The organism is Streptomyces sp. NPDC048361 (assembly GCF_040651795.1).
Classification (GTDB): domain Bacteria; phylum Actinomycetota; class Actinomycetes; order Streptomycetales; family Streptomycetaceae; genus Streptomyces.
Genome location: NZ_JBEZKW010000037.1, coordinates 18,556 through 38,656, shown reverse-complemented (window position 1 = coordinate 38,656; position 20,101 = coordinate 18,556). Strand labels below are relative to the sequence as shown.

Annotated in this window: 15 protein-coding genes; 12 read left to right on the top strand and 3 right to left on the bottom strand. The window is 72.5% G+C overall.

The window, feature by feature from the left end; all coding sequences use genetic code 11:
- Positions 1-12: 12 nt before the first annotated feature.
- On the bottom strand, positions 13-1,077 hold the full coding sequence (locus AB0D31_RS21570; protein WP_362725433.1) for a ketoacyl-ACP synthase III family protein: 1,065 nt from the start codon (positions 1,075-1,077) through the stop codon (positions 13-15).
- A gap of 161 nt (positions 1,078-1,238) precedes the next feature.
- Between AB0D31_RS21570 and AB0D31_RS21565 the strand changes: the two genes are divergently transcribed.
- The 10 genes from AB0D31_RS21565 (at position 1,239) to AB0D31_RS21520 (ending at position 15,198) form a co-directional block, all read left to right on the top strand.
- On the top strand, positions 1,239-2,522 hold the full coding sequence (locus AB0D31_RS21565) for a glycosyltransferase (RefSeq protein WP_362725430.1): 1,284 nt from the start codon (positions 1,239-1,241) through the stop codon (positions 2,520-2,522).
- A complete protein-coding gene (locus tag AB0D31_RS21560) occupies positions 2,510-3,676 on the top strand; it encodes a nucleotide disphospho-sugar-binding domain-containing protein (protein WP_362725427.1) in 1,167 nt (388 codons plus the stop codon). The genes AB0D31_RS21565 and AB0D31_RS21560 overlap by 13 nt, the downstream gene beginning before the upstream one ends.
- A gap of 43 nt (positions 3,677-3,719) precedes the next feature.
- Entirely contained in the window at positions 3,720-4,646 is a 927-nt protein-coding gene (locus AB0D31_RS21555) for an ABC transporter ATP-binding protein (protein WP_362725425.1), read from the top strand.
- Positions 4,646-5,359 carry an ABC transporter permease gene (locus AB0D31_RS21550; RefSeq protein ID WP_362725421.1) on the top strand — a complete coding sequence of 238 codons (714 nt, stop codon included), beginning with the start codon at positions 4,646-4,648 and terminating at the stop codon, positions 5,357-5,359. Before AB0D31_RS21555 ends, AB0D31_RS21550 begins: the two co-directional genes overlap by 1 nt.
- Positions 5,360-5,499: 140 nt before the next feature.
- Positions 5,500-6,702, top strand: coding sequence for a nucleotide disphospho-sugar-binding domain-containing protein (locus AB0D31_RS21545; RefSeq protein ID WP_362725418.1), 1,203 nt, complete (start codon positions 5,500-5,502; stop codon positions 6,700-6,702).
- Complete coding sequence (locus AB0D31_RS21540) at positions 6,699-9,860, top strand: AMP-binding protein (RefSeq protein ID WP_362725415.1); 3,162 nt, start codon at positions 6,699-6,701, stop codon at positions 9,858-9,860. The genes AB0D31_RS21545 and AB0D31_RS21540 overlap by 4 nt, the downstream gene beginning before the upstream one ends.
- Positions 9,848-11,014, top strand: coding sequence for a nucleotide disphospho-sugar-binding domain-containing protein (locus AB0D31_RS21535; protein ID WP_362725412.1), 1,167 nt, complete (start codon positions 9,848-9,850; stop codon positions 11,012-11,014). The genes AB0D31_RS21540 and AB0D31_RS21535 overlap by 13 nt, the downstream gene beginning before the upstream one ends.
- Positions 11,002-12,171 (top strand): glycosyltransferase, encoded by a 1,170-nt coding sequence (locus tag AB0D31_RS21530; protein WP_362725409.1) that lies wholly within the window; start codon positions 11,002-11,004, stop codon positions 12,169-12,171. Before AB0D31_RS21535 ends, AB0D31_RS21530 begins: the two co-directional genes overlap by 13 nt.
- The gene (locus AB0D31_RS21525) at positions 12,168-14,147 is read left to right on the top strand and encodes an MFS transporter (protein ID WP_362725406.1); all 1,980 of its coding nucleotides are present in this window, start codon (positions 12,168-12,170) and stop codon (positions 14,145-14,147) included. Before AB0D31_RS21530 ends, AB0D31_RS21525 begins: the two co-directional genes overlap by 4 nt.
- A complete protein-coding gene (locus tag AB0D31_RS21520) occupies positions 14,035-15,198 on the top strand; it encodes a nucleotide disphospho-sugar-binding domain-containing protein (protein WP_362725403.1) in 1,164 nt (387 codons plus the stop codon). The genes AB0D31_RS21525 and AB0D31_RS21520 overlap by 113 nt, the downstream gene beginning before the upstream one ends.
- Positions 15,199-15,866: 668 nt before the next feature.
- Here AB0D31_RS21520 and AB0D31_RS21515 read toward each other — a convergent pair.
- On the bottom strand, positions 15,867-16,130 hold the full coding sequence (locus AB0D31_RS21515; RefSeq protein ID WP_362725401.1) for a phosphopantetheine-binding protein: 264 nt from the start codon (positions 16,128-16,130) through the stop codon (positions 15,867-15,869).
- Between the two features lie 20 nt (positions 16,131-16,150).
- Positions 16,151-17,698: an AMP-binding protein gene (locus AB0D31_RS21510; RefSeq protein WP_362725398.1), complete on the bottom strand. Its 1,548-nt coding sequence runs from the start codon at positions 17,696-17,698 to the stop codon at positions 16,151-16,153.
- A 448-nt stretch (positions 17,699-18,146) separates the two neighbouring features.
- Here AB0D31_RS21510 and AB0D31_RS21505 point away from each other — a divergent pair, with 448 nt between their 5' ends.
- Positions 18,147-19,289 (top strand): MupA/Atu3671 family FMN-dependent luciferase-like monooxygenase, encoded by a 1,143-nt coding sequence (locus tag AB0D31_RS21505; RefSeq protein ID WP_362725395.1) that lies wholly within the window; start codon positions 18,147-18,149, stop codon positions 19,287-19,289.
- Positions 19,290-19,368: 79 nt separating this feature from the next.
- Entirely contained in the window at positions 19,369-19,986 is a 618-nt protein-coding gene (gene ssuE, locus AB0D31_RS21500; RefSeq protein WP_362725393.1) for an NADPH-dependent FMN reductase, read from the top strand.
- Positions 19,987-20,101: the final 115 nt, after the last annotated feature.

The window sequence follows — 20,101 nt, the reverse complement described above, 5'->3', positions numbered from 1 at the left end:
ACGGGGGCTTGTTCAGGCCGCGGCGGATGTGGCCCAGGCCGGGATCTCCAGGATTTCCAGGACGGCGGTGGTGATGGTGTAGCCCGCGCCGCCGCCGTAGAGCATCACGTGGTCGCCGGGCTTCAACTCACCGGTGAGCAGCAGGTTTTCGAGGCCCGCGGCCCAGTCGCCGGCGCCGATGTGGCCGCTGCGGCGGGCGAACTCCCAGGTGGTCTCGGACTCGTCGACTCCGAGCAGGTGGTGGATCTGGAAGGGGCCCTTGATGCGGCCGGTGGAGGGGATGATGACGTACGCGATGTCGTCCATCTCCAGGCCGGCGTCGTCGAGGACGGCCTGCTTGGCCTCCTGCATCACCTTGCCGAAGCGGATGTTGGTCATCGTCTCGTCGCTGACGGCCTTCTGGGCGTCGCCGCGTGCGGTCAGGTCGATCTGCCGTTCGGCGGCGCGCGAGACGGGGCCGAACTCCTCATCCCCACGGGCCATCGGCTCCAGGGAGTTGTCGGCGACGGTCGCGGTGGCCACCAGGCGCGCGAAGCCGCCCTCGGTGGAGAGGATGGTGGCGGTGGCGCCGTCGGCGTAGGCGTTGCCGTGCCGCAGCTGCCAGCGGTTGGCGCCGGGGCCGCCGAAGCGGTCGGCGGTGGTGAGCATGACGGCGCTGCCCTTGTCGTAGCCGGCCGTGAGGTGGGCGGCGGCCAGGTCGAGCCCGCTGATGCCGATGTTGCAGCGCTGCTGCACATCGAGGCCGGGCACGGTGGCGCCGACGGTCCGCTTGGCGATGTAGGACGCGGCGGGCCAGATGTCGAGGCCCTGGAACCAGGTGCTGCCGTGCAGGAGCAGGGAGTACGCCGACTTGGCGAGGCCCGAGCGCTGGTGCGCGGTGCGGCCCGCGGCGACGGCCATGTCCGGCGGCGCCGTCCAGCCCTCGGTCTCGCTCTCGCGGGCGATCCGCACGGACTCGTACCCGAAGTCGTCGATCCACTCCTGGCCGCACTCCCCGGCCGCGACGGCCTCGGCCACCGGGACGGGCTCGGGCAGCCAGGTGCCGAGCGAGGCGACATAGATCTCGTTCCAACGCATCCAGCTACTCCCCTGTTCGGCGGTTCGGTCGAATCCTTCGGGCATACGGCATGCGCCCAAGGTCGCCATGGCCTCTCGAATCGGACTTGAGTGCGGCAGGGGAGGCTTCGGCCGAGGGCGGCTCAAGTGGCATTCGAGTGGAGCCGGTCACGCTCTTGGGCATGACCGACGGGCGGTCCGCCAAAGGCCGCTCCCACCCCCATCGGAGACCCGCCGTGCGCATCCTGTTCACCGCCCATGCGGGCAAGTCGCATCTGCGTCTGCTGATCCCTCTGGCCCAGGCCGCCGTCCGGGCCGGGCACACCGTCGCCGTGGCCGACGACGAGTCCATGCGCGAGGAGAGTGTGAGCTATGGGCTCACCTTCTTCCCTGCGGGGTTCGACTGGGCCAAGGACCCCTTCTGCATCGAGGCGATCGCGCTTCCGCTGTTCCGGGGCGACCAGGAGGCGTACGAGGACGGGCTCGTGGAGTGTGTGCTGGGGCCGCCCGCCCTGGCCGCGGCCCGCTCCATCCTGGAGATCGCCGCGGACTGGAAGCCCGATGTGATCGTCCGCGAGGGCGAGGAGATGGGCGGCCTGCTCGCCGCCGAATCGCTCGGCATCCCGCACATAGCGGTGGCCGGCGGCTCGACGCATCTGCTGCCGCCCGCCGTGACGCACGAACCGCTGAACAAGCTGCGGGCCGAGCTCGGCCTGCCCGCCTCCCCCGAGGACGAGGACGACAACTCCGTCTACCGGCACGGCCTGATCAGCTGGCTCCCGGCCGAGTGCACCGGCGACGACCTGGACCCGCGCACCCTGCGCCACTACCGCCAGACCGCGCCCTACCGCAGTGACGACAAGGCCCTGCCGTGGCTGGCCCAGCTGCCCGACGACAGGCCGGTCGTGTACGCCTCGATCGGCACGATGGCGCCGTCCATGCCGTGGAAGTCCGACGAGGTGCTGCACGCCGTGATCGAGGCCGTCTCCGGCCTGGAGTGCACCGCGCTCGTCTCGATCGGTGTGGGCCGCGACCCCGAGGAGTTCGGCAAGGTGCCGGAGCATGTGCGGCTGCTCACCGAGTGGGTGCCGCAGGACGTGCTGCTCGAAGCGGCGGACGTGTTCGTGACGCACGGTGGCCACAGCAGCATCCGCGAGGGGCTGCGCAGCGGTACGCCGATGCTGGTGACGCCCATGTACGACGACCAGCCCAACTCCGCCGGGCACGTGGCCGATGTCGGCAGCGGCATCAATCTGCCCGCCTACTGGGTCACCGGCGAGACCGTCACCGAGGCGCTCGGGCGGCTGCTCACCGAGCCCTCGTTCCGGCAGCGCGCGGCGGCCGTGCGGCGCTCGGTGCTCGCCTGTCCGCCGGTGGAGCAGCTGGTCACCGACCTCGAAACCCTGGTGGCCGCGACCGCCGGGACCGCCGCGACCGCTCCGCAGGAGGAGACATGCGTGTCCTAGTGACCGCTCTGGTCCCCAGCCACATCGTGCCGATGGTGCCGCTGACCTGGGCGCTGCGCGCGGCCGGGCACCACGTGCTGGTGGCGGGCGACGCCGAGCTGGTGACGTTCGCGTCGGCGGCCGGCCTGGACACCCGGCTGGTCGGCGGCGGCGAGACCCGCCAGCGCCTGACCCGGCCCGGCGCCGTGGCGATGCCCGACCGGGCCGGCATGGACCGCCGCGCGGACGCGGAGTGGGACGCGGCCGGCGAGCGCTGGCGTACCCGGCTCGGCGGCTACATCGACGAGCTGGTGGAGCTCGGCCGGGAGTGGGAGGCCGACCTGGTGATGACGGACCCGGTGGAGTTCGGCGGCCTCGTCGTCGCCGGCGCGCTCGGCGTACCCGGGGTGATCCACCGCTGGGGACCGGACGACTTCACCAGCCCGCTGCTGCGCCAGGCCAAGCTCCAACTCCACGATCTGTGCGTCGAGTTCGGGGCGGCCGGCTTCCCCGACCCGGCCCTGATCATCGACCCGAGCCCGGCCTCGCTGCTACCCGAGGGCGACAACACGCCCGGCCTGCTCTCGCGGTACGTGCCGTACTGCGGCACCGCCGAGCTGCCCGACTGGGCGGTCCGCAGACCCGAGCGGCCCCGGGCGCTGCTGTGCCTGGGCATGTGGCACGGGCGGGTGCTCGCCGAGACCGGCGAGCTGCCGCTGGGCTTCCGGCACGTCCTGGACGCCTGCACCGAGCACGGGCTCGACGTGCTCTTCCCGATCGACGCCCAGTATCACGCGCTGCTCGGCGGGATCCCGTCCTCGGTCAAGGTCGTCGACCGCTTCCCGATCGGTCCGGTGATGCGGCACACGTCCGTCGCCGTCCACCACGGCGGCAGCGGCACCAGCATGACCTCGTTCGCCTCGGCCGTCCCGCAGCTGGTGCTGCCCGGTGACAAGCCGTTCCTCCAGACCACCGGCCGGCTCGTCCAGGAGTCCGGCTGCGGCATCAGCCTCGCCACCGAGGCCGAGCAGCACGACCCCTCGCTCGTCCGGGACGCCCTCGCGGGCCTCCTGGAGAACGAGCGCCACCGCAAGGCCGCGCAGGACGTTCGCGCGGAGATCGAATGCCTGCCAGGCCCCACGGAACTGGTCCACACCTTGGAAGGGCTGATCTGACATGCGCTCACTCACACAGGAAAGGGAACAGGTGCCACCCCCCATGGCAGAACAGCACGGCCCGCCCGCGGTCGTCTTCAAGGGTGTCGTCAAGGAGTACGGCAGTGTGCGTGCCGTCGACGGGATCGATCTGACGATCGGCCGCGGTGAGACGGTCGCCCTTCTCGGCCCCAACGGTGCCGGCAAGTCCACCACCATCAACATGCTCCTCGGGCTCTTCCCGCCGGACCAGGGAACCATCGAGGTCTTCGGCAAGAAGCCAGAACTCGCCATGCGTGCAGGGCACTTGGGAGCCATGCTCCAGGAGGGGAAGATGATTCCCCGGGTCTCGGTGCGCGAGCTGGTCGACTTCGTGCGCGGGACCTACCGCAAGCCGCTGCCGCTCCAGGAGATTCTCGACCTCGCCGAGCTGACCAAGATCGCGGGCCGGAACGTGGACCGGCTCTCCGGCGGTCAGGCCCAGCGGGTGCGCTTCGCGCTCGCCCTGGCCGGCGACCCGGACCTGGTGGTCCTCGACGAGCCGACCGCCGCCCTCGACGTGGAGTCGCGGCGCGAGCTGTGGGCCGCGATGCAGCGGTACGCCGAGCGCGGCAACACCGTCCTGTTCTCGACGCACTACCTCGAAGAGGCCGACGACAGCGCCGACCGCGTCGTCGTCATCGCCTCGGGCCGGGTGGTCGCCGACGGCACCACCTCGCAGATCAAGTCGATGATCGAGGGCCGCACGGTGAGCTTCGTGCCGCGCGGCCACCAGGACGGCTTCGACCTGCTGCCCGGTGTCTCCTCCGTGGAGCACCGCGGCGGCCGCGTCCATCTGCGCACCAGTGACTCCGACTCCACGGTGCACGCGCTGTCGCGCGCCGACGCCTTCACCGACCTGGAGGTCTCGGGCGTGGGCCTGGAAGAGGCCTTCATCGCGCTCACCCACCAGTCCCGCCACGCGGCCGCTCCGGAAGGACGGACCACCTGATGCTCGGTTACATCCGCCTCGAAATCCTGCGGCTCATCCGCAACGGCGGCTACCTCATGATGAGCCTCATCATGCCGGTCGGCCTGTATGTCACCCTCGCGGGCGGCGGCCCCGACCAGGAGTCCCTGGTACGGGCGATGGTGGGCGCGGCGGCGTTCGGCGCGCTCGGTGTGGTCATCACCAACGGCACCGGCATCGCCGAGGACCGGGCGCTGGGCTGGCTGCGCCAGCTGCGGCTCACCCCGCTGTCGCCGGTGCAGGTCGTCATCGCCCGTGGCGCCGTCGCCACCTGCCTCGGCATCCTGCCCATCGTGGTCATCGGCCTGATCGGCAAGTTCTACCGGGGCGTCGACCTCTCCCCGGGCACCTGGCTGGAGATCTTCCTGCTGCTTTGGGTCGGCATCGCCCCGCTCGCGATGCTCGGCATCGGCATCGGCTACCTCTTCAAGGCGCAGCTCGCCCAGATCGCCGGCACCGTCTCGTATCTGACGCTCACCCTGCTCGGCGGCCTGATGATGCCGACCGACACCCTGCCCAGCTGGCTCCAGCCGCTGTCGAAGGAGACCCCGGTCTACCGCTACGCCCAGCTCTCCTGGGACGCGGCCGCCAACTCCGCGCCGAGCGGCACCGGCCTCGGTGTGCTCGCCCTGTGGACCGCGCTGCTCGCGGCCTTCGCCGCCTTCGCCTACCGCAGGGGCGGCCGCCGCGCCTGATTCCGTCAGCTCCACCGAAGTGCCCGCGGGGACTCCCCCCGCGGGCACTTTCGTGTTCGTAGCGGACGCGAGTCGCATTCGAGCGGATGCCCCCACCCTTGCCCTGCCACTGACCGTACGCGATGGAGTGAGGCAACTGAATGCGCGTGTTGTTCGTGGGGCACGGGCCGGCCCATGTCCCCTGGATCATCCCGCTCGCCTGGGCCTGCCGCCTTGCGGGCCACGAGGTGCGGGTGGCGGTGCGGCCCCAGTGCGTGGCCCCCGTCACCCGGGCCGGTCTGGTGGCCGTGCCCGTCGGCGACGAGGCCGCGACCGCCGAGGTCGCGGCCCGCCAACTGGGCCTCGGCCCCGGCCGGTTGAAGACGGCGGCAGAATCGGTCGCGGTGCTCGACGCCGATCTGAGCGAGGCGCTCATCGAGAAGATGATCGCCGTCGCCGACACCCTCACCGACGACCTCGTCGACTTCGCGCGCTTCTGGCGCCCCGACATCGTGGTGCACGACACGGCCGCCGCGGCCGGTCTGGTGGCCGCCGCCGCGGTCAAGGTCCCGGCGGTCGGCCACACGTGGGGCGTCTCGCTCGGTGTGCACTGCGAGAGCGAGGCCGAGCTGCGCCCGTCGTACGCGGCGCTCTTCGAGCGGTTCGGCGTCGACCCGGTGGTCGGCCCCTCGGTGTGGATCGACCCGTGCCCGCCGGGGCTGCGCCCGCCGCACGGGGTGCGCCGCGCCAACATGCGCTACATCCCGTTCGCGGGCCCCGCGGCCCTGCCGGACTGGCTGCGCTCGGAGCGCCCGTCGGGCCGCCCCCTGGTGTGTGTCACCGGCGGCGTCACCACCTCCGCCCTCGACGAGGTGCGCGACCACGTGGTGCGCTCGCTGCTCGGCCTCGGCACCGACGTCGTCCTCGCCGTCACCCCCGAGCAGGCCGCGCACACCGGCCAACTCCCGAACGGTGTACGGCTGGTGGAGTCCTTCCCGCTGGACGTGCTGCTCGCGCACTGCGACGCGCTGGTCCACCACGGAGGCGTCGGCAGCGGCCTCATCGCCGTCACCCACGGCCTTCCCCAGCTCCTGCTGCCGCGCAACGCCTTCCAGGAGCACTGGTCCCATCTGGTGCGCGCCTCCGGCGCCGGCACCGCGCTGCCCGCCGACGCCGAGGAGGGCGCGGTGGGCACGGCCGTACAGGACCTGCTGCGCCGCCCCTCCTACCGGGAGCGGTCGCAGGCGCTGCGGGCCGAGACCGACCGGATGCCCACCCCCGACCGGCTCGTGGGCTTCCTGGAGGAGTGCGTGAGAGCCGGCCGCACGGACGTTCCCACACCTGAGGAGACAGGAAGACGATGACCGTACTCCTTGAGCCCACGACGGGCACCGACCGCTTCGTGCGGGGCGAGACCATGCACGGCCTGTTCCAGGACGCGGCCCGCCGCTTTCCCGAGGAGATCGCCGTACGCCACCGGGGGGTTGGCATCTCCTACCGCGAGCTGGCTGCCGCGTCCGACGCGTACGCGGCGCTCCTCCAGGCGCACGGCGTGCGGCGCGGACAACTGGTGCCGGTGCTCATGGAGCGCGGCACCCCGCTGATCGCGGTGCTGCTCGCCCTGTTCAAGTGCGGGGCCGCCTACTCCTTCCTGGACGCCCGCTGGCCCGTCGACCGGCTCGAGGCAGTGATCGGCCGGCTGGGCGCGCCGCTCCTGGTGACCACCGTGGCGGGCGACTGGCCGGTGCCGGTGTGGACGCCGCCGAAGGAGGACCTGGCCCGTACCGCCGCGAGCGGGCTCACCCCCGCGCCGGTCGCGGTGCGCGGCTCCGACGCCTGCTCGGTGTTCTTCACCTCGGGCTCCACCGGCGCCCCCAAGGGTGTGGTGTCGAGCCACGAGAACGTCGTGCGGCTCTTCGACGGCCCCTTCTACGCCGAGCTGGGCCCCGGCACGGTGATGCCGCAGACCGCTCCCCCGACCTGGGACGGCTTCGCCCTGGACTGCTGGAGCATGCTCCTGACCGGTGGGCGCACCGTGCTGCTCGACGAGACGGTCCTCGTGCCGCGCACCCTGCGGGCGCTGATCGCCGAGGAGGGCGTGAACGCCGCGTTCATGACGACGCAGCTGTTCAACATGCTGGTCACCACCGATGTGGGCGCCTTCGCCGGGATGAAGTGGCTGTCCATCGGCGGCGAGCGGGCCGCCCCGCCCCGGGTGCGTGCCTTCCTCACCGAACATCCCGGCATCCGGCTGCTCAATGTGTACGGGCCCGTCGAGTGCGGGGCCGTCGTCACCGGGCACGTGGTGTGCGCCGAGGACTGCGACGACCCGGCCGGCATCCCGCTCGGCCGCGCCCTCGCCCACACCGATGTGTACGTCCTGGACGGCACCCGGGTGTGCACGCCGGGCGAGACCGGCGAACTGTGCCTGGGCGGGCCGGGCCTGGCGCTCGGCTATCTCGGGAACCCGGAGCTGACCCGGGAGGTCTTCGTCGAGGTCGAGATCGACGGACGGCCCCAACGCCTCTACCGTACCGGCGACTTGGGCAACCGCTCGGCCGAGGGCGTGTTCCACTACACCGGCCGCGGCGACCGCCAGATCAAGATCCGGGGCCATCGGATCGAGCCGGCCGAGGTGGAGCGCACCGTGGAGCGGGTGGTCACGGTGACGGGCGCCGCGGTCGTGCCGGTGCCCAAGCCCGACGGCTCCTACCACGGGCTCGCGCTGTTCTACACGCGCGCCGCCGCCGGGATCGGCCCGGACGAGCTGCGCGGGCGCCTCGCCGAGCTGCTGCCGGAGTACCTGGTGCCCCGCCGGGTCCAGTTCCTCGACCAGTTCCCGCAGCTCGCCAACGGCAAGGTCGACCGGCGTGACCTCGCCGCGCGGGTCCGCCCCGAGCGGGAGCACCCGGCAGGGCTTGCCGCCGAGTCGTTCGACGGTACGGCGGCCCTGGTCGCCGACGGGTTCCGGGCGGTGCTCGACACCGACCGGGTGCCGGGCGACGTGTCGTTCTTCGAGCTCGGCGGCAGTTCGCTCGAAGCGGCCCGGCTGTGCCAGCACCTGGACGCGGTGCTCGGCGCGGCCGTGCAGCCCTCGCAGATCTTCCGTACACCGACGGTGCACCGGCTCGCCGCCTGGCTGGACGCCACGGCCCGCACGGCCGGGGCCGCCGATGCCCCGGTGCCCGGCCTTGAGCCCGGCGAGATTTTGCTGCCGCCCGAGCAGTCCGGCTTTCTCTTCGCCGCAGCCCACGACAAGGACGGGCTCGGCGGGCTCTGCCGGATGACCTGGTGGCTCGACGGGCCGCTCGACCTCGACGCCCTCACCGCCGCCGTCGGCGACGTCCACCTGCGCCATCAGGCCCTGCACGCACGGTACTTGATCCGCAACAACGAGATCGGGTACGCGGTGGTGCCGGAGCGGCCGGCCGATGCCGAGGTGATCCGGCTGCCCGGCGCCCCGGACGAGGAGAGCGCGGCGGCCGCATGGCTGGGCGCGGCCCTCACCCCGCTGCGGGTGCGCGACGCGCAGGTGTGGCGGTGCGCCGCCGTACGCGCCGAGGACACCGGACGCACCCTGTTCGGTCTGGTCGCCCACCATGTGGCGTTCGACGGGGCGTCCGAGACGGTGCTCGCCGCGGACCTCTCGCTCGCCTACGCCGCCCGGCTCGCGGGCCGCGCCCCCGCCTTCCCCGCACCGGCCGCGACCCTCGCCGAGGTCTCCGCCGACCACCGCAGGGTGATGGCGCGGGTCGACCTGGCGGCGCAGGCCGCGTACTGGGAGGACCATCTGGAGCTGCAGGAGCCCCTGGAGCTGCCGGGCCGCACCGACAACGACCGCAACGCCGGTCCCGGCTACTCCCCTTCCCTGACCGTGACCCACACCGAGCTCGCCCGCTGGGACGCGCGGGCACGCGAACTCGGCACCACCCGGTTCGCGCTTCTCGCCGCCCAATTCGGCGTCGTCCTGCGCGAGTTGACGGGCCAGGACGACATCGCCGTCAAGGTGCCGGTGGCCCGCAGGGGCAGCGAGGTGCTCGCCTCCGCCGTCAGCTGCCGGGTCGACCTGCTCTTCCTGCGCTTCTGGCCGCCGCACAAGGACGGTGGCGCCGGGCTCCTGGAGCAGGCGGCCGCCCATGTCGACGAGGCGCTGGCCGCTCAGGAGACCGGCGGCGCGCAGCTGGCCCGGACCGTGGTCCTGACCGGCGGCGGCGAGTCACTGCGCCCGATGCCGAGCTTCCTGATGCAGGACGACCCGGATCCGCGCCTCGAACTCCCGGGCTGCACCGCCCAGTTGTCGCGCATCGGCGCCCCCACCATGTTCACCGAGCTGGAGCTCGACGTCCGCATCACCCCGGACGGCGCCCTGATCACCGCATCGGTACGCACCGACCGCATACCGGCCGGCATCGCGGACCGGGTGGTGACCGACTACACCGGCCGGCTGCGCCGCGGCCCCGCCGCACGCGCCGAAGCCCCCGCCGCTCCCCTCACCTCCAAGGACACCTCATGCGTGTACTGATCCTGAGCAGCCCCGAGTCCACCCACTTCACCTGCATGGTGCCGCTGGCCTGGGCACTGCGCGGCGCCGGGCACGAGGTCCTGGTCGCCGGTCAGCCCGACATCATTGCGATGGCCCGTTCGGCGGGCCTCAACACGGTCGCGGTGGGCCGGCAGTTCTTCGGCAAGGACCTGCTCAGCCCACCGCTGCCGCCGAACAAGCGGCCCATCGAGATCGTCGGCCCGCTCACCCCGAAGATGACGATGATCGGCTCCCGGGTGTGGGTGCTCCACACCCGCTACATGGCACCCAAGTACCTCGAAGTCGCCGCGGCGTTCAAGCCCGACCTGGTGATCTCGGAGATCTTCGACTGGGTCGCCTGCCTCGTCGGCGGCGTGCACAGGATCCCGGTGGTCTCGCACCGTTGGGGCGTCGACCCGATGAGCCACCTGATGCGCGCCACCGCCGAGGATCTGCTCGCCGGCACCTGCGAGCGGCTCGGCATCGAGGGCGGCCTGCCCAAGCCCGACCTGCTGCTCGACCCGGCGCCTCCGCAGCTCCTGGTCAAGGGCGCGCCGGCCGGGGCGCCGATCCGGCACATTCCCTTCAACGGCACGGGTTCCGTGCCGAGTTGGCTGCGCCAGCGCGGCGACAAGCCCCGGGTCTGCGTGACCATGGGCCGCCAGACCATCTCGCTCGGCGGGCTCCCGATGTTCCGGGGCATCGTCGAGGCCTTCGGCGACCTGCCGGAGGCCGACGCGGTGATGACGGTGCAGGAGGAGTTCGTCGACGAGCTCGGCACCCTCCCGAAGAACGTCACCATCATCCCGCCGACCCCGCTCAACGGCTTCCTCGACAAGACGGACGCGGTCGTCACCCATGGCGGCGCCAACACCCTGCTCGCCGTGGCCAGTTTCGGCGTACCGCAGCTGATCATGCCGCAGCTGGTCGACCAGTTCGAGGGCGGCGATCTGCTGGCCGCCGCCGACGCCGGTCTGACGCTGCGCACCGCCGAGGCGCAGAACGACCCCGCCCAGGTGGCCGAGGCGGTGCGCACCCTGCTCGCCGAGGAGCGGCTCGCCAAGGGCGCGGGCGTCCTCGCCGACACCATGGCCGCCATGCCGAGCCCCGCCGCCGTCGTCCGTGACCTGGAGAACCTCCGATGCGCGCACTGATCATCAGCACCCCCGTCGACACACACTTCCTGGCCATGCTGCCGCTGGTCCGCGCGCTCACCGCCGCGGGCCACGAGGTGCGCGTCGCCGGACAGCCCGACGTGACCGGGCCCGCCGGGGCGGCCGGTCTCACGACCACCACGTTCGGCGAGGCCTTCCACTACAGCGACCTGCGACGGGGCCGGCGCCCCGAGGGCCTGCGCCCCATCGAAGTGGTGGGCCGCCCGCCGGCCCAGCAGATCGACGGCGCCGCCCAGATGTGGCGCAACCACGCCCCGTACTTCCTCTACGACTACCTGGAGCTGGCCCGCGACTGGGGGGCCGACCTGGTGATCAGCGACCACATGGAGTTCGCGGGCCCCGTCGTCGCCAAGGTGCTCGGCATACCGAGCGTCTGGCACCGCTGGGGCGTGGCGCCCACCAGCACGTTCATGCTGGGCCTGACCCGGATGTGGCTGGGCCCGCTGTGCGAGCGCCTGGGCCTCGACTCCGTACCGGAGCCCGATCTGATCCTCGACCCGGCGCCGCCCGCCCTCGCGAGCACGAAGGCACCACCCGCCCGCCCGATCCGCCCCGAGCCGCACACCGGCGACGGCACACCCTGGACGTACGCGACCACGGCCGGGCGCCGGGTCGCGGTGGCGCTCGGCGGCCACACCCTCGACCTGGACGGCGCCCCGCTGCTGCGCCGGGTCGTCGGGGCCCTGGCCGGCGCGGGCGGTGTGGAGGCGGTCGTCTCCGCGCCGCCCGAGCACCGGGCGGCCGTCGGTGAGCTGCCCGAGGGCATGACGTACACCGAGGAGACCGCGCCCGGCCTCCTCTTCCCCGGCGCCGATCTCGTGATCCACCACGGCGGCCCCGGCTCCACGCTCGCCGCGGCCGCGCTCGGCATCCCCCAGCTGGTGCTCCCCCAGCTCGACGAGACGTTCCTCGCCGGTGACAAGGTCGCCGCGGCGGGCGCCGGGATCACCCTGGACAGCGCCGAGCTCCAGAACAGCGGCCCCCAACTTACCGACGCCGTAAGGCGGTTGCTCTCTGAGCACGCCTTCCGTCCCGGCGCCGAGCGTCTGCGCGACGAGGTGCGCGCGATGCCGAGCCCGGCCGACACCGTGCCCCTGCTCGAACAACTGACAACACGTCAGGAGGTGCTGGCGTGAGCACCGATGTGACCGCCGAGACCACAGCGACCACCGAGACCACCGAGACCACCGAGATCGCCGCGACCACGGCGAACTCGGCATCCCAGGACGCCGCATCCCACGACACGGCCCCGCAGGACATCGCCCCGCAGGACACGGCCAAGGAGAAGAAGCCGAACCCCAATGGCATGAGCGACATCCAGGTCCTGGTGTTCATCGTCTGCGCGATGGCCACCATGACGCTGGCCCTGCTCGACGGCTCGATCATCTCCTCGGCCGTCCTGCCGATCGTGCGCGACCTCGACCCGGCCCACGGCATCGACCGCTTCCCCTGGCTGATCACCGCGTATCTGCTCGCCGCGACGGCGGCGCAACCGCTGTACGGCCGGCTCAGCGACAGCTACGGGCCGCGCCGCATCTACCTCGGGGCGCTCGCCACCTTCCTCGCGGGCTCAGCGCTGTGCGCCACCGCCCACTCGCTCACCCAGCTGATCGTCTTCCGCGCCGTCCAGGGGCTCGGCGGCGGCGGCCTGATGAGCATGACGCTCATCGTGATCGCCACCCTGTATCCGCCCAAGTCGCGGGCGGGCCGCTCCAACGCGGGCGGCGCCCTCATCGCGGCCGGCATCATCGCCGGGCCCATGATCGGCGGGCCGCTCAGCGAGAACCTGTCGTGGCGCTGGATCTTCCTGCTCAACGTGCCGCTCGCGGGCCTCGCCCTGGCCGGGGTGGCCTGGGCGCTGCGGCTCCCGGTCAAGGGCACCCGGCAGAAGGTCGACGTCCTCGGCTCGGTGCTCATCGCCGCCGCCACCTGCGCACTGCTGCTCGGCGTGAAGGCGTACGGCGAGCACAACTCGTTCTCGGGCCCTGTCCTGCCCTACTTCTACGGCGGCTGCCTGATGGCCGGTGCGTTCGTGGCCCGGCAGCTGAAGGCGGCCGATCCGCTGATGCCGCTCACCCTGTTCAAGGACAAGGTGTTCCGGCCCGCCGCGATCCTGCAGTTCGTGGGCGGCTTCGCCCTTCTGTCCCTGCCGGTCTTCCTCATCAACTACCTGAACATCGTGCGGGGTGTGTCGCTCGACGCGGTCGGCCTGCATCTGATCCCGCTCGCCATCGGTGTGGTCCTCGTCTTCCTCGGCTGGGGCAAGATCATCACCCGTACCGGCAGGTGCAAGGCGGTCCTGGTGGCCACCACGGCGACGGCTACGGCGGCGGTCGCCGGGCTCGGCCTCACCGCGGGCGACGCACCCGTCTGGGAGCTCGACCTGCTGCTTCTGCTGCTCGGCGTGGGCCTGGGCGGTGTCACCCAGATCGCCCTGTTCATGACCCAATCGGCGGCCACGCCGGACCAGTTGGGGGTGGTGACCACCACGTCACGGTTTGCCACGATGCTGGGCACCACCATCGGCGGCACGGTGCTCGGCGCGGTGCTCAGCGCGCGGTTCGCGTCGGCCGCCGGGGCATCCGGCGTCAAGGACCCGGACGCGGCGGCGGCCCAGCTCGCAGGCCTCGACGCGGGCCGCCGCCACCTGGTGACCGACGCCTTCGCGCACGCCACGTCCACGCTGCTCCTGACGGCCGCGGGACTTCTGCTGTTCGCCCTGGTCACGGCGCTGCTCATGAAGGACGTCGATGTGAACGCGCTGGCCGACGCCGCGGCGGGCCCTGCCGAGGACCCCGCCGACCCGGCCGACCCGGCCGAGGATTCCGCCGAGGCCGCCACCGAGAAGACCGCGGGAGCCTCCGCCGAGCAGGCCACCGAAGCGACCGCCGAGGCCTCCGTCGAGCAGGCCCCCGGAACGACCACGGGTCAGGCCACCGAAGAGGGCCCCGGAACGACCGCCGATGAGACCGCCCTTACGTCCGAGGAGGACGACGACGATGCGCGTACTGATGCTGAGCACCCCCTTCCCCACACACTTCACCCCCATGGTGCCGCTGGCCTGGGCGCTGCGGGGGGCGGGCCACGAGGTGACGGTCGCCGCGCAGCCTGACGTCACCGACGCGGCTCGCGCCGCCGGGATCTCGGCCGTCGACATCGGCGACCGCTTCCACGGCCTGGACGTGCTCCAGCGCCATCTCCCGGCGGGTGTACGCCCGTTGGAGCTGATGGGGCCGACGCCGCCGGAGAAGATGGCCGGCGCCACCAAGCTGTGGGAGACCCACGCCCGCTATCTGGTGGGCTCCTACCTGGAGTTCGCCCGGGAGTGGGAGCCCGACCTCATCGTCTCCGAGCAGATGGAACTGGCGGGCCAGCTCGTGGCCGGCGCGCTCGGCATCCCCTCCGTACAGCACCGCTGGGGCGTCGACCCGCTGAGCGGCCCCTCGCGCGCCTCGGCCCGCAACTTCCTGTACGGGACCGCCGAGCGCCTCGGCCTCGACGGGCTGCCCGACCCGACCCTCCTGCTCGACCCGTGTCCGCCGGCCCTGCGCCACCCGAGCGCGGCACCGGGCGCGCCCATCGGTTACGTGCCCTTCAACGGCACCGGCACCGTGCCCGACTGGCTGCACCGGCCGGCCGCGGACGGCGTACGCCGTGTCGTGGTGTGCCTGGGCCGCCAGACCCTGGTCCTCAACGGGACGGGCCTGTACCGCTCGATCATCGCGGCCTTCGACGGCCTGGAGAACGTCGAGGCCGTGGTGACGGCGGACGCCGTCTTCCACGAGGGGTTCGGCGCGGTGCCGGACAACGTCCGGGTCGTCGAGCCGGTCCCGCTCAACCTGTTCCTGCGCGACTGCGACGCGGTCATCCACCACGGCGGGGCCAACACCACCCTCACCTCGTGCTCGTTCGGCCTGCCGCAGGTGGTGCTCCCGCAGATCGTCGACCAGTTCGCCTCGGCGGAGCTCCTGGCCGCGGCCGGCGCGGCCCGGGTACTGGGCGAGGCGGCCCCGCAGAACGACCCCGGCCAGGTGCGCGAGGCGATCCGGGACGTGCTGGACGATCCCCGGTACCTCAAGTGCGCTCAGGAGTTGCGGGCCGACATGGCGGAGATGCCGAGCCCGGCGCGGGTCGTTGAGGACCTGGAACGCCTCGCCGCGTAGCGCCGCCGCCGCACCAAGGGGCCCCGCCGAATGCGGCGGGGCCCCTCGCTGTTCACCCCGCGCCCCTGGGTGGGTTGCCCTTGGCAGGGTGCCGATCCCAGCACCCCCGCTCTCGCCTGCGGACCGTGCCCGCGTCTCGCGCAGTTCCCCGCGCCCCTATCGGGGTTGCCCTTGGCAGGGTGCCGATCCCCAGCATCCTCAGCCCGTCATGGGGGTCCCCCCTGGCCCTTAAGGCCTTGGGGGAGATTGAGGACGAGCGCCCTCAAGCCGCGAACGGGGTCTGGGGCGGAGCCCCAGCAAACCCCGCCTACGGGTGCGGACCGTGCCCGCGTCTCGCGCAGTTCCCCGCGCCGCCTAGGGCCCCCGTGGCGGCATGCGGGAGGGGCCCGGCGACCGGGGTGGTCGGCGGGCCCCTCTGGGGTGCGGCGAGGAAGGTCAGCCGCGGCGCTTCTTCAGCGCGTCGCCGCCGAACTTCACGATGAGGCAGACGACGACGGTGACGGCGAGACCGATGATGAGGTGGCTCATGGTGTCCTCCAAAGGACGTGTATGGGTGGGGGGTTGGGTGGTGCGGCGGAAACTTGTGGTGCGGATCGGACGGGTGCGGATGAGGCAGGTGCGGCTCAGGCGCGGGTGACTCAGGCGCGGGTGACTCAGGCGCGGGTGACTCAGGCGCGGGTGGCGGTGCGCTGCGCGGCGAGGACCGCCCACAGTGCGGCCGGGGTCGCGAAGGTCGCGCCGGTGAGTTTGTCCTCGGGGATCTCCACGTCGTACTGGTCCTCAAGGCGGACCAGGAGCTCGATGGTGGCCATCGAGTCGAGGCCGACGCTCTTGAGGTCGAGCGCGGGGTCGAGGGCGCCCGTGACACGCGGCAGGACCGAGGTCAGCAGCTCTTGGAAGCCGGCGTCCCACGAGACGTCAGTGGTGGTCATGGCTCAATCTCCTTACAGGGTTACTGTTCGCGGCGCAGGCGCTGCTTGTCGGTCTTGCCGTTCGGGGTGAGCGGAAGTGCGTCGAGCAGGTGGCAGGCGGCGGGGATTTTGGCGGCCTCCAGGCGCTCGGTGAGCTGCGCGAGCACCTCGTCGGACGTCAGGTCGGTGACGGCGTACAGCGTGAGGTCGTGGCCCTCGGCCGGGGCCAGGGCGGCGGCGGCCGTGACGCCGTCGATGTCGAGCGCGGCCGTCTCGATCTCCAGGGTGCCCATGCGGACGCCCTTGCGCTTGAACAGGTCGTCGCGGCGGCCCTCGAAGTAGAGGTGGCCTTCGGCGTCGAGGTGCCCGTAGTCGCCGGTGTGCAGGGTGACCTCGCCGGTGACCGGGTCGGGGCGGAACCGTAGCGCGGTCTGCTCCGGGGCCTGCCAGTAGCCGGTCATGATGTGCGGTCCGCGGACGCAGATCTCGCCGACGGTGCCGGGCGGCAGGAGCCGTCCGTCGTCGTCCAGGATCAGCACCTCGGTGCAGTCGAGGGCCCGGCCGACCGAGCCGGGGTGCTCGATGTCACCGTCGGGTTCGAGCACGGTGATGCGCTTGCACTCGGTGGTGCCGAACATCGGGGAGACCCGGGCGTGCGGGAAGGCCGCGCGCAGCTGGGCGATGACGGGGCCGGTCAGGGCCGCGCCGGTGTTGGTGAAGAGCCGCACCGGGGGCGCCTCGCGGCGGTCCCGCTTGGCCAGCGTCAGCAGCATCTCGCCGAGCGAGGGCACCAGCGGAACCACGGTGACCCGGTGCTCGTGCAGGGCGCCGAGCAGGCGTACGTGCCGGTCCGGCGAGGTGAGCAGCACCTGGGCGCCGGCGATGACGGAGAGCAGGATCTGGTAGAGCCCGTAGTCGAAGGAGACCGGCACCGCGACGAGGACGACGTCGTCCTCGCGGTAGTTCAGCCGGGCCTGGATGGCGCGGGCGGCGAAGACGACGGGGGCGTGGGTGCTGACCACGGCCTTGGGCGCGGAGGTCGAGCCCGAGGTGTAGATGAGCAGGGCCAGGTCGTCGGGGGCGACGGGCGCCTCGTCGAGCGCGGCGGGGCCGGCGTCGTACCGCGCCTCGGCGTCGCGGCGCACCTCGTCGAGCTCGAAGACCGGGCTGTCGGTCAGCTCCCGCAGGATCGCGGTGTCGTCGGCGTCCTGCCCGATCACGAGGACCGGGTCGCAGTCCGGTACGACGGTGTTCAGGTGGAAGGGCTTCATCGCCGGGTTGACCGGCACGAAGGCGATACCGCGGCGCAGCGCGCCGAACATCAGGGCGGTGAATTCGCGGGTGTTGCCGACGCGGACGAGGATGCGGTCCGCGTGTCCCACACCCTGGGCGGTGAGCCAGTCGGCGTACGCCCGTGACCAGGCGTCCAGTTCCGCGTACGTCCACACGCCGGAGGCGTCACGCACCGCGGGGGCGTCGGGGCGGGTGGCCACGGCCGCGGCGAGCAACCCATGAACGGTGGTGGTGTCGACGGGGTCGGTGTCGGTGCCGGTGCCGGTGTCCGCGGCAACCAGCGTCTGAGTCGTCATCCAGCAACCTCGTGGTCATCGGAGCGGAAGGTGGTCGCCCTGAGCGTGGCGGGATGGCCTCGACCCCGGGTCGAGCGGCGGTGGACGCCGGTCCAGCGGGCCGGGGTCCGGCACTCCGCGGGTGGTGCTGCACTTCGGCTGCGGGCCGTCCGTGGCTGAGCACGCGGTTCCCCGCGCCCCTGGCGGGGTTGAACGCGCCGGCCCCCAACGGGTGCCGGCCGGGTTGGCCGTACCGGGTCCGCGTCGGCATCGAGCCTCCCTCGTGTTCCGCTCGATCCATCACAACCGGGCTGCCTCGCGCCGCACTTGAGCCGTGCTGGAGCGGTCCGGGCCTGCCCGGGACTCAAGTCCGGTGCGAGGAGGCCGCCCCATGGTGTCGCCGGGCAGCAAGCCCCCATGGTGACGACCCCGCCGCGACGACGTCCGACGGGGAAGGAGGCAGCGCTAAATGAACGCGGATTCCCGGCAGACCGGCAGCCACGGTGCGGACGGCTCGGCAGGTGAGCAGCCGCTGGACTTCGGTGTCTTCTTCTTCGCCGCGGTCGGCGACCGGGCTCAGGAGACCTACCGTCTGATGCTCGACGCGGCCCGCCGCGCCGACGAGCTCGGCCTCGGCTTCGTATCGACACCCGAACGCCACTTCCACCGGTTCGGCGGCGCCTTCCCGAACCCCGCGGTGACCTCGGCGGCGATCGCCGCGGTGACCAGCCGCATCCAGATCCGGGCCGGCAGCGTCGTGACGCCGCTGCACCCGGCCGCCCGTATCGTCGAGGACTTCGCGATGGTGGACGGCATATCGGGCGGCCGGGTCGCGATCTCGGTGGGCTCGGGGTGGAACGTCAACGACTTCGTGATCGCGCCGGACAAGTACGAGACCCGGCGCGAGCAGATGATCAAGGATGTCGGTGCCATCAGGACCGCCTGGCGCACCGGCAACTGGACGGGCCCCAACCCGTTGGGCGTCGAGACCACGTTGCCCGTCTTCCCGCGTCCGGTCCAGGACGAGCTGTCGGTGTGGGTGACCGCGTCGCGCAGCGAGGGAACGTTCCGCGAGGCGGGCCGGCTCGGCTGCAACATCCTGACCCATCTGGAGAACCAGGACGTGGAGTCGCTCGGCGACAAGATCGCCCTGTACCGGGCGGCGCGCGCCGACGCCGGCTGGGAGGGCCCGGGCACGATCACCGTCATGATGCACACCTATGTCACCGACGACGCCGACGAGGCCCGCCGGGTCGGCGGCGGCGCCCTGCGCGACTATCTGCTCTCCGCCATCGACCTGGAGGCCCTCGCGGTCGAGGCCGGCGGCCGGATGAGCGGCAACAAGCAGGGCCGCGAGGTGCTGTCCGCGGCGAAGGCGCAGCGCAAGCTCGCCGAGCTCGGGCTCAACCGCTATCTGTCCGGCAACTCGCTGATCGGCTCGGTCGCGGAGTGCACCGAGACGGCGCGCCGGGTGCGGGCGGCCGGAGTCGACGAGATCGCCTGCCTGGTGGACTTCGTCGCCGACCCGGAGCTCGTACTCGCCTCCCTCGAACGGGTCGCCGCGGTACGTCACGCGGCGGCCACGGCGGCGGAGCCGGCCCTCGTTGCCTGACACCCGGGCCGGGCGGCACCCACGTCCGTCTCCCAGACTTGACCACGAGCAACTCCCTTCTTGTTTCAGGAGGTTGTCCATGCCGACGATCCTCGCCGTCTCCGGCAGTCCGTCGCCGGTCTCCAGCACCCACCAGGTCCTCACCCTCGCGGCCGAGCGGCTCGCCGCCCGCGGTCACCGGGTGGAATCGCTCGCCGTGCGCACTCTGCCCGCGGCCGAGCTCCTGCGCGCCGACATCAGCCACCCCCAACTCGCCGACGCGGCGGCCCTGTTCGCGGCGGCCGACGCCGTGGTCCTGGCCACGCCGGTCTACAAGGCGGGCTGTTCGGGGCTGCTGAAGTCCTTCCTCGACGTCCTTCCACAGTTCGGCCTCGAAGGCAAGGTGGTGCTGCCGCTGGCCACCGGCGGCTCGCTCGCCCATGTGCTCGCCCTCGACTACGGGCTGCGCCCGGTGCTGATGTCGATGAAGCCGCGGGCCGTCTCCGAGAGCTTCTTCGTGCACGCGGGTGGCATCCGCAGGGGCCCGGGCGGTTTCGCCGGCCTGGAGCCCGAGACGGAGGCCCTGCTGCACGAGGCCACCGACGCCTTCGCCGACCTGGTGGAGAGCCTCACCGAGGGCGCCACCGATGGCGTCACGGGGGCTACGGGAGCCACGGGGGCCACCACCCCGGCCGTCCGGCTGGTGCCCGCCGCCTGACCCCGGTCACGGGACCCTCCCGTGCGCCTGGCCGCCTGACCCCGGTCACGGGACCCTCCCGTGCGCCTGGCCGCCTGACCGCGGTCACGGGACCCTCCCGTGCGCCTGCGCCTCA

Bases quoted from the DNA above. Each gene is read 5' to 3' on its own strand.
- AB0D31_RS21570 (WP_362725433.1), bottom strand. From the start codon at position 1,077: ATGCGTTGGAACGAGATCTATGTCGCCTCGCTCGGCACCTGGCTGCCC.
- AB0D31_RS21565 (WP_362725430.1), top strand. From the start codon at position 1,239: ATGACCGACGGGCGGTCCGCCAAAGGCCGCTCCCACCCCCATCGGAGA.
- AB0D31_RS21560 (WP_362725427.1), top strand. From the start codon at position 2,510: ATGCGTGTCCTAGTGACCGCTCTGGTCCCCAGCCACATCGTGCCGATG.
- AB0D31_RS21555 (WP_362725425.1), top strand. From the start codon at position 3,720: ATGGCAGAACAGCACGGCCCGCCCGCGGTCGTCTTCAAGGGTGTCGTC.
- AB0D31_RS21550 (WP_362725421.1), top strand. From the start codon at position 4,646: ATGCTCGGTTACATCCGCCTCGAAATCCTGCGGCTCATCCGCAACGGC.
- AB0D31_RS21545 (WP_362725418.1), top strand. From the start codon at position 5,500: ATGCGCGTGTTGTTCGTGGGGCACGGGCCGGCCCATGTCCCCTGGATC.
- AB0D31_RS21540 (WP_362725415.1), top strand. From the start codon at position 6,699: ATGACCGTACTCCTTGAGCCCACGACGGGCACCGACCGCTTCGTGCGG.
- AB0D31_RS21535 (WP_362725412.1), top strand. From the start codon at position 9,848: ATGCGTGTACTGATCCTGAGCAGCCCCGAGTCCACCCACTTCACCTGC.
- AB0D31_RS21530 (WP_362725409.1), top strand. From the start codon at position 11,002: ATGCGCGCACTGATCATCAGCACCCCCGTCGACACACACTTCCTGGCC.
- AB0D31_RS21520 (WP_362725403.1), top strand. From the start codon at position 14,035: ATGCGCGTACTGATGCTGAGCACCCCCTTCCCCACACACTTCACCCCC.
- AB0D31_RS21515 (WP_362725401.1), bottom strand. From the start codon at position 16,130: ATGACCACCACTGACGTCTCGTGGGACGCCGGCTTCCAAGAGCTGCTG.
- AB0D31_RS21510 (WP_362725398.1), bottom strand. From the start codon at position 17,698: ATGACGACTCAGACGCTGGTTGCCGCGGACACCGGCACCGGCACCGAC.
- AB0D31_RS21505 (WP_362725395.1), top strand. From the start codon at position 18,147: ATGAACGCGGATTCCCGGCAGACCGGCAGCCACGGTGCGGACGGCTCG.
- ssuE (WP_362725393.1), top strand. From the start codon at position 19,369: ATGCCGACGATCCTCGCCGTCTCCGGCAGTCCGTCGCCGGTCTCCAGC.